The sequence below is a fragment of the Actinocorallia herbida genome (genome assembly GCF_003751225.1).
Taxonomy (GTDB): domain Bacteria; phylum Actinomycetota; class Actinomycetes; order Streptosporangiales; family Streptosporangiaceae; genus Actinocorallia; species Actinocorallia herbida.
In genome coordinates this window covers 4,028,356-4,040,850 of the sequence record NZ_RJKE01000001.1, presented here as the reverse complement: position 1 = coordinate 4,040,850, position 12,495 = coordinate 4,028,356, and the positions used below count along the sequence as shown (strand labels likewise).

11 protein-coding genes are annotated in these 12,495 nt (G+C 72.4%); 6 read left to right on the top strand and 5 right to left on the bottom strand.

What is annotated here, in order from left to right; all coding sequences use genetic code 11:
- A complete protein-coding gene (locus EDD29_RS18710) occupies positions 1–1,245 on the bottom strand; it encodes a cytochrome P450 (protein WP_123665648.1) in 1,245 nt (414 codons plus the stop codon).
- A 162-nt stretch (positions 1,246–1,407) separates the two neighbouring features.
- Here EDD29_RS18710 and EDD29_RS18705 point away from each other — a divergent pair, with 162 nt between their 5' ends.
- Positions 1,408–2,895: an aldehyde dehydrogenase family protein gene (locus EDD29_RS18705; RefSeq protein WP_123665647.1), complete on the top strand. Its 1,488-nt coding sequence runs from the start codon at positions 1,408–1,410 to the stop codon at positions 2,893–2,895.
- A gap of 35 nt (positions 2,896–2,930) precedes the next feature.
- Here EDD29_RS18705 and EDD29_RS18700 read toward each other — a convergent pair whose 3' ends face one another.
- On the bottom strand, positions 2,931–4,091 hold the full coding sequence (locus tag EDD29_RS18700) for an aromatic ring-hydroxylating oxygenase subunit alpha (protein WP_123665646.1): 1,161 nt from the start codon (positions 4,089–4,091) through the stop codon (positions 2,931–2,933).
- A gap of 164 nt (positions 4,092–4,255) precedes the next feature.
- Between EDD29_RS18700 and fxlM the strand changes: the two genes are divergently transcribed.
- The 5 genes from fxlM to EDD29_RS48115 all read left to right on the top strand — a co-directional run bounded on the left by fxlM (position 4,256) and on the right by EDD29_RS48115 (position 9,570).
- Positions 4,256–5,512: a methyltransferase, FxLD system gene (gene fxlM, locus EDD29_RS18695; RefSeq protein ID WP_170201463.1), complete on the top strand. Its 1,257-nt coding sequence runs from the start codon at positions 4,256–4,258 to the stop codon at positions 5,510–5,512.
- Positions 5,513–5,562: 50 nt separating this feature from the next.
- Entirely contained in the window at positions 5,563–6,153 is a 591-nt protein-coding gene (locus EDD29_RS18690) for an NUDIX hydrolase (protein ID WP_123665644.1), read from the top strand.
- Between the two features lie 5 nt (positions 6,154–6,158).
- Complete coding sequence (locus EDD29_RS18685) at positions 6,159–7,154, top strand: zinc-dependent alcohol dehydrogenase family protein (RefSeq protein ID WP_123665643.1); 996 nt, start codon at positions 6,159–6,161, stop codon at positions 7,152–7,154.
- 71 nt (positions 7,155–7,225) lie between these two features.
- Positions 7,226–9,379, top strand: coding sequence for a tetratricopeptide repeat protein (locus EDD29_RS18680; protein ID WP_123665642.1), 2,154 nt, complete (start codon positions 7,226–7,228; stop codon positions 9,377–9,379).
- Positions 9,380–9,387: 8 nt separating this feature from the next.
- Positions 9,388–9,570 (top strand): DUF397 domain-containing protein, encoded by a 183-nt coding sequence (locus tag EDD29_RS48115; protein WP_123665641.1) that lies wholly within the window; start codon positions 9,388–9,390, stop codon positions 9,568–9,570.
- Positions 9,571–9,600: 30 nt separating this feature from the next.
- On the opposite strand, the gene EDD29_RS18670 is transcribed toward EDD29_RS48115, so the two are convergent.
- The 3 genes from EDD29_RS18670 to EDD29_RS18660 are packed head-to-tail and all read right to left on the bottom strand — an operon-like array spanning position 9,601 to position 12,358.
- Positions 9,601–9,945 (bottom strand): hypothetical protein, encoded by a 345-nt coding sequence (locus EDD29_RS18670; RefSeq protein ID WP_123665640.1) that lies wholly within the window; start codon positions 9,943–9,945, stop codon positions 9,601–9,603.
- Entirely contained in the window at positions 9,939–11,084 is a 1,146-nt protein-coding gene (locus EDD29_RS18665; RefSeq protein ID WP_123665639.1) for a serine/threonine-protein kinase, read from the bottom strand. Before EDD29_RS18665 ends, EDD29_RS18670 begins: the two co-directional genes overlap by 7 nt.
- Positions 11,081–12,358: a serine/threonine-protein kinase gene (locus EDD29_RS18660; RefSeq protein ID WP_123665638.1), complete on the bottom strand. Its 1,278-nt coding sequence runs from the start codon at positions 12,356–12,358 to the stop codon at positions 11,081–11,083. Before EDD29_RS18660 ends, EDD29_RS18665 begins: the two co-directional genes overlap by 4 nt.
- Between the last annotated feature and the right edge of the window lie 137 nt (positions 12,359–12,495).

Genomic DNA, 12,495 nt, shown 5'->3' with positions numbered 1-12,495 from the left:
TCAGACGGCCGGGGTCAGACGCGGACCGGGGGTGAAGGTGATGGGCAAGGTGTCCGGGGAGCGGGTGAGGCCGCGGTGGTACTTCACCGTCGCCCCTTCCGCGAGGCGGATGTTCTGCATCCGGTCCAGCACCCGCTCCAGCGCGACCTTCAGGTTCATCCGGGCGAGGTTCGACCCCGCGCAGCGGTGCGGCCCCGCGCCGAAGCTGAGGTGCCGGTTGCGCTCGCGGCCCGGGTCGAAGGAGTCGGCTTCGGAGAACTCGCCGGGGTCCCGGTTCGCCGACGCCCAGTGGATGAGCACCCTGTCCCCCGCCTTCACCGGGCAGCCTCCGAGCTCGGCGTCGCGCATCGCGGTCCGGCCGACGGCGACGAACGACGGATCGAGCCGCAGCAGTTCCAGCGACGCGATCGGGATCAGCCCGGGGCGCTCCCGCAGCAGCGCGGGGATCGACGGGTCAGCGCAGAACCTGTCGAGCATCAGCCCGAGCGCGCCCGCGGTGGTCTCCAGCCCGCCCAGGATGAGGAGCTGGACGGTGCCGATGACCTCCTCCTCGGTGATCGGACGGCCGTCGACCTCGGCGTGCACGACCGCGTCCACCACGTCGCCGAGCGGAGGGGCCGCCTTCCTGGCCCGGGTGAAGTCGCGGATCCACGCGTAGAGCCCCTGCCAGCATTCGCGCGCCTCGGGGTCGTCGGGCGTGGAGGACTTCGACGCCATGTAGGCGACCTTCTCCAGGTCCGTCTCCGGGGCGTTGATCGCGAGCTGGAAGAAGGCGAGACTCGGGAACGGGCGGGCGAACTCGTTCATGAACTCGCACCGGCCCGTCTCGATGAAGGCGTCGATGAGCCGGTCGGCCAGCGCGCGGGTGGCCGCCTCCCAGGGCGCGACGGCCGCGGGGGTGAAGAACGGGTTGATGAGCCGCTTGAAGATCCGCTGCTCGGGCGGATCGGCCTGGACGGGCAGGTTCCGCACGACGAGCGGAGCGCGGGGGATGCCGAGCCCGTGCGCCGAGCTGTACACCTCCCAGTCCTGCGCGACGGTCAGGGCCTCCTCGTACCCGCTGACGACCCAGAAACCGCCGTGCTCCTCGCTGCGGGCGACCGGGTGCAGTTCCCGCATCCGGGCCATCGTCGCGGGCATGGTGGCGGCAAGTTCCGGGGAGAGATGGTCGAAGTGCCGCGAACACCACTCATCAGACAGGGCCATGGCCGTCGAGGGGGTGGGAGGCGGGGTGGGCTTCTCCATGCCCGCAACATAACAGGGTGAGCGATCACTTTCTAGAGACCGCCTGTGCCATGACGCTGACCTCTGGTGCCGACCCCCGGGAGACGGTATCTAGTAAGTGAGCATTCTTTTATCTCCACGTCGGAAGCCGCTCACCGGCCCACCCTCCCCGAAGGAGCCCCCATGCCGGCACCCGCACCCGCCTCGCTCGTCGGCGGTCCGCCCAAGAAGCTGCTCATCGGCGGCCGCTGGGAGGAGGCCGCCTCCGGCCGGACCTTCCCCAGCCTCAACCCGTCGAACGGGGAGGTCATCGCCGCGCTCGCCGAGGCCGGCGCGCGTGACGCCGACCGGGCCGTCGCCGCCGCGCGCGCCGCGCTCGACGGGCCGTGGGGCCGGGCCAGACCGCGCGACAGGCAGGCGCTGCTGCTGCGGATCGCCGACCTCGTCGACGCCCACTACGACGAACTGCGGCTGCTCGAGGCCCTCGACATGGGCTCCCCCATCGGCAGGCCGCGCTCCGGCCGCAGCCCCGCGTGGGAGGCCGAGGTCCTCCGGTACTTCGCGGGCTGGGCCACCAAGATCCACGGCGAGACGATCCCGAACTCGCTGCCCGGCGAGGTGTTCAGCTACACGCTGCGCGAGCCCGTCGGGGTGGTCGCCGCGATCGTGCCGTGGAACCGGCCGGTGAGCAACGCCATCTGGAAACTCGCGCCGGTTCTGGCCACCGGCTGCACGATGGTGCTCAAGCCCGCGGAGGAGGCGTGCCTGGCCGCCGTCCGGCTCGGCGAGCTGCTGACCGAGGCGGGCGTGCCCGACGGGGTCGTCAACGTCCTCACCGGGTTCGGCGAGACGGTCGGGGCGGCGCTCGTCGCGCACCCCGGCGTCGACAAGGTCGCGTTCACGGGGTCCACGGCGGTCGGGCAGGAGATCGTCCGGGCCTCGGCCGGCAACCTCAAGCGGCTGTCCCTGGAGCTCGGAGGCAAGTCCCCCGACATCGTCTTCGCCGACGCCGACCTCGCGAAGGCGATCCCCGGCGCGGCGTGGGGGGTGTTCTCCAACTCCGGCCAGATCTGCTGCGCGGGCACCCGTGTGTACGTCGAGCGGCCCGTGTACGACGAGTTCGTGGAGGGCATGTCGGCGTTCGCCGCGAACCTCAAGGTCGGCGACAGTCTCGACCCCGCGACGAAGATCGGTCCCCTGGTCTCGGCCGAGCAGCTCAAGCGCGTCACCGGCTACCTCGACCTCGGCCGCGAGGAGGGTGCCCGGACGACGGCCGGGGGGACCCGCCTGGAGGAGGGCGCCCTCGCCGACGGCTACTTCGTCGCCCCGACCGTCTTCGCCGACGTCCGCGACGACATGCGGATCGCCCGCGAGGAGATCTTCGGCCCCGTCGCGTCCGTCCTGCCCTTCGACACCCTGGAGGAGGCCGCCGCCCGAGCCAACGACTCGTCCTACGGCCTGTCCGGCGGCGTCTGGACCCGTGACGTCGGCAAGGCCCACCGCATGGCCCGCGAGCTGCGCACCGGCACCGTCTGGGTCAACACCATGCTGCTGTTCGACCCCGCGGTCCCCTTCGGCGGCCAGAAGATGAGCGGCTACGGCCGCGAGATGGGCGCCCACGCCCTGGAGGAGTACCTCGACACCAAATCCGTCTGGATCGACACCGCCTGAGGCCGACGGCGCCGAGGCCCGCCGCGCGGCGGGCCTCAGCGACCTTCCCGGGCCTCGCGCAGGGCGTCTTCGAAGCCCCGGTGGAGGTGCTGGGGGGCCGGCTCGTTGCGGCCGAAGACGACGGTGTCGAGGAGGCCGGCGCGGACGCCCGGCTCGGTGCGGCCCGCGACCCAGAAGTCCTCGCCGTCGACGACGGTCTCGCAGATCCAGGGGGCCATCTCGGCGGCCTTCGCGAGTTCGGCCTCGCCGAGATCCGGGCGGAAGTAGGAGGTGTGGACGACCTCGGACGTCGCCTCATCGACGGGGACGATCTGCCACAGTTCGGCGTGGCGGGCGTCGAGGGTGAGGCTGGTGTTGGGGAACAGCGCGTACTGGTAGCTGAAGTGCTGCCCTACGTCGCCCCACTCTTCCTCGGGGACGTCCTTGAGCGCGTCGATCGAGCGCAGCGCGGAGCAGTTGCGCAGGTGGCGGCCGAAGGGGTCGAAGGTGAGGACGCCGCCGTAGGCGTAGGTGGCGAGCGTCTTCCGGTGCAGGTAGTCGAAGTGGTAGTTCTCGCGGAAGGTGTCGAGGGTGACCTTCCAGTTGGCCCGCACCGGGTGCACATGGGGTTCGCCGTGCGGGAGCCAGGTGCCGAAGTCGAGCATCGCCAGCTCGTCGGCGAGGCCGGGGCCGAGGAACTCCTCGACCTCCGGGAGCGGGCCGGGCCGCAGCCGTCCGATGATGAGCCCGTGCCCTTCGGCGACGGGCAGCTCGATCAGGCCCTTGTCCTCCTTGCACATGCCCTCGAAGGACGACGCCGACGGCATCCGCAGCAGGTCGCCCTTGAGGTTGTAGGTCCAGGCGTGGAACGGGCAGGTGAGCCGGACCGCCTCCCCCGCCCCGTCGGCCACCCGGACGCCCCGGTGACGGCACGCGTTCAGCAGCGCGTGCACCTGCCCGTCGTTGTCCCGGGTCAGCAGGACCGGCGTGCCGAGCAGATCGACGGTCCGGAACGAGCCGGGCTCCGGCAGCGCGCCGGACAGACAGAGCACGAGGGGCTGGTCCCGGAAGAGGACCTCGGCCTCCTCAAGGTGCCGCTCGGCCGAGTAGATGTCGGCGGGCAGCTCGAGCACGGCGTCGGTGAGGTCGGTGGTGCGATGCGCGATGTGGTCCAGCAGACGGCGGACGAGACCGCGCTCAAGGGCTTCCCTATCCACACCTGGACGCTAACAAGTAATCACTCACTCTACAAGGGCGGGCGACCCATGGTGAGTGAACGCTTGCTTTGCTCACCATGGCGCGTCCGTACGAAAAGATCCCGGAACCGGCCGATCCGGCGAGTCCCGTGTCACGGGGCGTGCCGAAAGGTAACGTCTGCGTAGTGGGCATCAGCATCGAATCCGGAAGCGCCGAAGCCATGCGCGGCACCCTCGTGGACGCGCTGCGACGGCACGGGCTCGTCCAAGGCGAGGCGGTGGACGGCGCGCTGCGCGCGGTCCCCAGGCACCTCTTCGTCCCCGGGGTCCCCCTGGCCCGCGCGTACGGCCACGAAGCCGTCGTGACGTACCGGGACGAGTCCGGCGCGGCGCTCAGCTCCCTGTCCGAGCCGGGGCTCGTCGCGGCGATGCTGGAGCAGCTCGACGTCCGGCCCGGACACCGCGTCCTGGAGGTCGGGACGGGCACCGGGTACAACGCGGCGCTGCTGTCCCGCCTCACCGGGCCACAAGGGCACGTCACGTCGGTCGACATCCTGCCCGGGGCCGTCGCCGTGGCCCGCCGCGGCCTCGCGCGCGCCGGATACGCCCACGTCGAGACGGTCGTGGCCGACGGGCGGCTCGGCCACCCCGACGGAGCGCCCTACGACCGCATCATCGTCACCGGGGGCGCGTGGGACCTGCCGGCGGCCTGGGCCGAACAGCTCGCGCCCGGCGGCGTCCTCGTCGTGCCGCTGCGGCTGCGGGGCGTCACCCGGTCCGTCGCGTTCACCCGCCGCGACGGCGTCTGGACCGGGCACGGCGCCCTTTCCTGCGGGTTCGTCCCGCTGCGCGGCGACGACGAGGTCGCCGAGCACCAGGTCGTCCTCGGCGACCCGCCCGTCCTGCGGATCCGCGCCGACGAGGACCGCGCGCTCGACGAGGCCGTGCTCCAGCGGGCATTGGACCGATCCGAGACGCTGGTCTGGACGGGTGTCCGGCCGCCGGGTGGCGAGAACCACCTCGACTTCGGCCTCGCCGCGCTGCCCGAGTGCTGCCGGGTCATGCCCGACCTCGACGCCGTGCGCTCCGGTGCCTTCACCGCGGCGCTCTACCCGTGGGGCAGCATGGGCGCCGCCACCGGCGACACCTTCGCCTATCTCGCCCGGCGCGGCATCGGGGACACCGCCGAGATCGGCGTCAGCGCCCGCGGCCCGGCCTCCGCCGACCTCGTCGCCCGGCTCGCCGACCTCGTCCGAGCCTGGGACCGCACCCGCCATCACGTGCTGCGGATCGACGCCCACCCCCGCGGCGCAGCCCCGTCCGACGCGACCTGGACCGTGCCCAAGCGGCGCACCACGGTCGCCGTCCACCTCGACCCGCCCGACCCGACGCCGCTGCCGTCCCGCAGCGCGCTCGTCCCTCCGGCCCGCGCGCCGCGGTGATCGCGCACCGCCGCGACCGGCCCGACTCCCGCCGACAGGAGGCGTGCAGCATGACCCCCGACAGCGACCCCCGCGAGACCGTCAGAACCCTCGTGCGGGCCATCCCGCCCGGCGACGACACCGAGGCCGTCCACCTGGCGCGGACCCTGGCGTGGCTCGACTCGGGCGCGCCGATCTTCCGCACGGACGGACCCGCGACCTCGCACAAGCACCTCGTCGTCTATGCGGCGCTCCTTGACGAGTCCGCGGGCGCCCTCCTCTTGGTCGAGCACCTCAAATCGGGCCTGTGGCTTCCACCCGGCGGACATGTGGACTACGACGAGGACCCCCGCCTCGCCGTCCTCCGCGAACTCCGCGAGGAACTCGGACTCCGCCCACCCTTCCACCCGTCCGCCGGGGCCGCCCCGGTCTTCCTCGCCATCAACGAGTTCGTGCCTCCGCACGCGCACACCGACGTCTGCCTGTGGTTCCTCTTCGCCGCCGACGCGACGGCCCCGCTCGTCCCCGACCCCGGGGAGATCTGCGCGACCCGCTGGTTCCCCGTCGCCGAGGCGCCCACGTGGGAGGCGGACTCGGACCCCTCGGTCGGCCGGTTCCTGGGCAAGGTCGCGTCGCTCGGTGCGGTGCCGGGGGGATGGTGACGCGGATGCGGGCGTGGAGTGTCCGGCGGCCGGGGCCGATGGCGTCGGGACCGCTGGTACCGGTCGAGCGGGACGTGCCCGCACCGGGCGCGGGCGAACTACTGCTCAGGGTCCTGGCGTGCGGAGTGTGCCGGACCGACCTGCACGTGGCCGAAGGGGACCTGCCGGTCCACCTCGCCGCGGTGACGCCCGGCCACGAGATCGTCGGCGAGGTCGTCGCGGCCGGACCCGGCGCGCACCACGCGGTCGGCGACCGGGTGGGCGCCGCGTGGCTCCGCTCGACCTGCGGACGGTGCGGATACTGCCGGCGCGGCGCCGAGAACCTGTGCCCGCACTCGCAGTACACCGGATGGGACGCGCACGGGGGCTACGCCGAATACGCGCTGGCCGAGGACGCCTACGTCTACGCCCTTCCCGAGGGACTCGGCGACGTCGAGGCGGCTCCGCTCCTGTGCGCGGGCATCATCGGCTATCGGGCGCTGCGCCTGGCGGCCCTGCCTCCGGGAGGCCGCCTCGGCCTCTGGGGCTTCGGCGGTTCGGCACACCTGGCGGCCCAGATCGCCCTCGCCCAGGGCGCCCGCGTCCACGTCTTCACCCGCGCCGAGCCCGCCCGGCGCCTGGCCCTGGACCTGGGCGCGGACTCCGCGGCCGGCTCCTTCGACCCGGCACCCGAGCCCCTGGACTCCGCGATCATCTTCGCTCCCGCGGGCGACCTGGTCCCCGCCGCGCTCGCACGTCTCGACCGCGGCGGCACCCTGGCCGTCGCGGGCATCCATCTGACCGACGTCCCCGCCCTCGACTACCGGCGCCATCTCTTCCAGGAACGCCGCATCACCTCCGTCACCTCCAACACCCGCGCCGACGGCGAGGAGTTCCTCCGCCTCGCCGCCCGCCTCCCCCTCCGCGTCGAGACCGTCACCTACCCGCTCGCGGAAGCCGACCGTGCCCTCACCGACCTCGCCGCCGACCGCGTCAACGGCGCCGCCGTCCTGGTCCCCTAGCGCGCGCAGCGCCCATTTCGAAGCGTTGACAAGACCTCGGATTCGAACCCGTCCCGCCCTATGATTCAGCCATGGATCTCGAGTCGGTGATCGCTGCGGGAGGTCTTCTGGTCGCGATGGCGACGACATTGATCGCCTGGGGCCAATTGCGGCGCACACCGAATGCCTCGGAACGGCCGGCCGATTCCGGTGCGCCCCGGGGAATTCTCCGCCCTCCGACCGGCAGGCTTCCCGCACAGGTGCGCGGCAGATCGGAGATCCTCGGTGTGCTCCGCGCCCTCGCACAGCGACCCGACCAGGCAGTGCATCTCCTGGGTGGATTGGGCGGCACCGGAAAGACGACCATCGCGCTCCAGATCGCCGATGAGCGCCTTTCCGCGGGGTGCGATGTGTGGTGGGTCTCCGGAGCGGAAGCGCATTCCCTGTTCTCGGATCTGATGTCCCTGGCGCAGTCCCTGGGCGCCACGGCCCAGGACGTCGAGGCGGTGTCGCAGGGCAGACGTGATCCCGCGGACCTGCTGTGGCGGTTCCTGGAATCTCGGAACGGCTGGCTCCTGGTCATCGACAATGTGGACGACCCGCACACGCTGTCCCGACACGGACGCGCGGTACAGGACAACTCGGGCTGGATCCGGCCCACCTCTGCGGGCCTCATCCTGGTCACCAGCCGCAACAGCGACCCCCTGGCCTGGGGACGGCATGTCACCCCGCACACCGTCGGCTGGCTTCCCGCCGAACAGGGCGCGCGGATCCTGTGTGACTTCGCCCCCCGAGCGGGATCCTTTCAGGAGGCCCGCGACCTCTCCGACCGGCTGGGCGGACTGCCTTTGGCACTGCATCATGCCGGACTCCACCTCACCTCGCCGTTCAATCCCGAACGCTCCTTCACCTCTTACGCCCAGGCGCTCACCGAGCGGTTTCCCCAGCTGATGGCGGTCGGCGCCGACGATCGATCCATTGTGCGGAGCACCTGGCGATTGACCCTGGATGCGCTCGTCGCGAACGGGCATCCCTCCGCCGGCGCACAGATGCGGGTCCTCGCCAGGCTCGCGGGCGGCGTGCCCTTCCCATGCGAACTGCTCGACCACGAGGTCTTCGCCCGCGGATGCGGCCTGGACGACGGGACACGGAGCGCCGCGGGTCTGCGGGCGCTGGCGCACACGGGCCTGATCACCCTGGGATCGTCGGGATCCGGTGCCGAAACGCTGACCGTCCATCCGCTGGTCGTGGAGATCCTGCGCCTCGACGACGACGAGCCGGACCGCCACGAGAACGTCTGCCTCGACCTGCTGGCCGCGGCGGTCGCCCGCCTCGAATTCCGAAATCCCGAGCATTCCCCGGCATGGTCGTCCTTCCTTCCCCACCTGGCCGAGCTACTTCAGGCGAAGGCCTCCCATGGAGACGACCCCTCCTTGGCACAGGCCGCGGAGGTCGCCGAGAAGATCGCGGCCGCCCTGGGCTGGAACAGCCGGTACTTCACCGCGTCCCAGCTCATCGAGGAAACGTTGAAGGCCACCGCAAGACTCGGCGACGAGCATCCGGTCGTCCTTTCGCTTCGCCTGGTCCAGGCGCAGACGACCCGGTTGCTCGGTGATCCGGGAAGCGCCGAGCGCATCGTCCGTGAAGTTCTGGTGTTCCGCGAGAGATCCCTTGGGGCCGACGGTCCCGGCACCCTGGCGACCCGTCACGAACTCGGGTTGTGTCTGGCCGGTCAGGGAAAGACGGCAACGGCCGAGGAGCAGTATCGGGAAGTGATCAGGCGGCGGCACGCGACCCTCGGCGCGGACCATCCCGATACGTTGATCGCCAGAGCCGTTCTCGCGCATCTGCACTCGCGCACGTCCGAACTACTCGACGAGGCAGAACGCGAATGCCGTGACGTCCACGCCGACCAATCACGCATTCTAGGCTCCGACCATCCCGACACCCTGGTCACGCGCAAGCGCATCGCGGCCGTCCTCCACCGGCAGGGACGGCTCACCGCGGCGGAGGACGAATACCAGGCGGTTCTTCCCGGACTCGTCCGTGGTTTCGGCGTTGAGCACGGACACGTCCTGAGCACTCGCTATGAATTGGCGAAGATTCTTCTGGAACGGGGCAGAAGAAGAACTGCGAGAAAGCGACTCGAGGAGCTCGGCCCGATACAGCGCCGCGTGCTCGGCACCGACCATCCGGGCACGCTCAAGACGGAGCGGGCGCTCGCCGAGCTCAGGTCCGCCGGGTAGGGCACCGCATGCGCCGAGGCCGGAACTCCTTCAGAAGGTCGACCTATTCCGCCATGCACGACGAGTGCGTGGAACTCAAACGCGATGGCACGTTCATCGAGGTGCGCGACTCGAAAACGCCAAGGGGCCGGAACCTGCGCTGCGCTCCGACGCACCTGGCCGTTCTCTTCGCCGAGTACCGCCGGGGATGACGTCCTCGATGCCGGGCCGTTCGGTGTGAGTCAGCGCAGGGAGAAGGCGGTCACCGTCAGGAAGGCGGTCATGGCGAGGACGGGGAGGGCGGGGAGCCAGGCGTAGGCGGGGCCGGTGAAGAGGGCGGCCTTGAGCAGGACCGTCAGGACGAGCAGGTGGGCGGCCGCGGCGAGGAGCCAGTGGCGGCGGATGGCGCGGCGGATCAGGCGGGTGAGGACGGCCGAGGTGGCGGCGGCCAGGAGGAGGAAGGCGCCGAGGTCGTGAAAGCGGCCGTCTTCGGCGTAGGGGACGCCGACGGCCGCGGCCAGCGGGTAGCCGGCGGCCGCCGCGAGCAGCACGGCGAGCCAGGTGTGGAGGCGAAGGGCGGTCAGCACAAGTCGGGCTGTATGTCGCATACGTCCACCGTGGGGAGGTCGAAGGTCCGGGTCGGCATGAGGGATTCCAGGTCGTCCGGGTCAAGGGTGGGGACGGGGAAGTCGAGGACCGGGGTGGAAGCGGGGAGCGGCGACCGGGGCGAGAGCGAGGACGAGGAACTCGGGCTGGGCGAAGCGGGGTCTCCGGAGGGGTCGGGGACGCCGCGCAGCGCGTAGCCGAGCCCCATCACCGAGGCGACGGCGACCACTCCGATCAGCACGCCTCTGAGCTCGCGGGCCGGCCGGAGCGCTTCGCGGACGGTGACCTTGCCGGTCAGCACCGCCCCGAGCAACCGGACTCCCCGGAACGCCTCGCGGGCGGGCGCGGTGACGCGCGGCTCGGTCAGCCGGTGCGCGGCCGCGGCACGTCTGCCCGGGTCCGCGGACAGCATGCCGAGGATCGCCGCGACGAGCGCGGGCGGGCCGGCCGGACGGGCGGGCCGGTCCGTCAGCGGCGCGGTGAGCGACGCCAGCGGGGTCGCGCGGGCGAACGGGGCGGTGCCCGTGAGCGCCATGTAGAGGAGCGCGCCGAGCGAGAACAGGTCGGCCGCGGGCTCCGGCGGCAGGTCGGCGTGACGCAGCCGCTCGGGCGCGACGAACCCCGGCGTCCCGATCGCGAAGCCCGTGGCCGTCAGCCTGTCCTCCCCGTCGAGGCTGGAGATCCCGAAGTCGGTGAGCACGATCCGTCCGTCGGGGCGGACGAACACGTTGGCCGGCTTCACATCGCGGTGCACGACGCCCTGGCGGTGCGCGTGCCGCAGCGCCCGCAGCACGCCCCTGCCGATCGCGGCGACCTCCTCCGGCGGCAGCCCGCCCCGCTCGGCGATCACCTCGTCCAGCGCCCGCCCGTCGAGCAGTTCCATGACGATCCACGGCCGGTCGTCCACATCGAGGACGTCGTGGATCCGCACGATCTCCGCGTGCCGGAGCCGCGCCATCGCCCGCGCCTCCCGGATCGCGCGCTCCGCGCTCACCCGCGCATGGATCTCCTTGACGGCCACCTCCCGCCGCGTGACGTCGTCGTAGGCCCGCCAGACCCGCCCCATCCCCCCTTCCCCGAGCACCTCCCCCAGCGTGTACCGCCCCGCGAGCCGGGTCATGGGCGGGCCGCCTGAAGGGCGTGCCAGAGGGACCGCGGGTAGGCGCCCTGGTCGTATTCGCCCCTGGTGACGCCGACGACCAGGGCGCCGTCCCGGAAGTAGACGCCGACCGCGTAGGGGGCGGCGAAGGCGGCGTCGCCGAGGCCGCGCACAGGAGTGTCCTTGCCCAGGCCCTCGCTCTCGCGGAGCCGGGCGAACCGAGCGCGGGCGGCCCGGGGGTTCGGGGTGTCCCACCAGGAGACCGTCAGGGTGCCGGCTTCGTCCGGCAGTTCCAGCACGCACTTGGGCGCGCCGACCATGTGGAGCCCCACGCCGGGCAGGTCGGCGGCGACGGCGCACACGTCGAGGCCGCGGTAGCGGGCGTCGTGGGGGATCGTGTCGGCGAGCAGGAACCAGAGGGAGACGGCGGCGGCGACGGAGAGCCAGCCGTACTCCCAGCGGACGTCCGGCAGTAGGGCGGCCCGCTCCCACCAGGGCACGCGCTCCCCCGCGGCCCGGCGCAGCGCCCGTTCGACCGCGGCGTGCCGCGGGCGGGCCGCCGGGTCCTTGCGCAGCAGGCGCGCGACCAGCGGGCCGAGCGGACCGGCCCCGCGCAGCCGCGCGGGCGGGTCGAGGACCGTCGCCGCGAGTGTCGCCGCCTCGGTGCCGCGCCGGAACGGGCCGTGGCCCGTGACCGCCGCGTACAGCGTCGCGCCCAGAGAGAACAGGTCGCCTTCGGGACCGTGGACGCCGCCCGTCAGCCGCTCGGGCGGCAGGAACCCCGGCGAGCCGACGAGCACGCCGGTCCGGGTCAGGGCCTCCTCCCCCGTCACGGCGGCGATGCCGAAGTCCGTCAGGACCACGCGTCCGTCGTCGGCGAGCAGCACGTTGCCCGGAGTCACGTCGCGGTGCACGACGCCCGCCGCGTGCGCGGCCGACAGCGCGGACAGCACCGCGAGCCCTATCCGCGCGGCCTGGCCCGGCGGCAGCGGCAGCGCCGCGCGCAGCGATCGCCCCTCGACGAGCTCCATGATGACGCAGGGCACGCCGTCCTCCTCGAGCACGTCGTGCACGGCCACGACCGAAGGATGCCGCACCGCCGCGGCGGCCCGCGCCTCGCGGATCATGCGACGGCAGAGCACCATCCGCTCCGCGGCCGAGACCCCGTCGGGAAACCTGATCCGCTTCACCGCGACGACCCGGTCCAGCACCCGGTCGCGCGCCCGCCAGACCTGCCCCATCCCGCCCTCGCCGATCAGGGATTCGAGTTCGTATCTGGCCGCCGGCACAGTCATAGCGCCTAGATCGTAATTCCTCCCGCGCGGCCGTGTACACGATTGCCCGTTTCGCCCTGGACGTCGGGAACCCGGCTCCGCACCGGTCGCCTCGCCCGGGTCCCTTGTGCCGGGTCGGGTGCGCCGGTACTAATTGG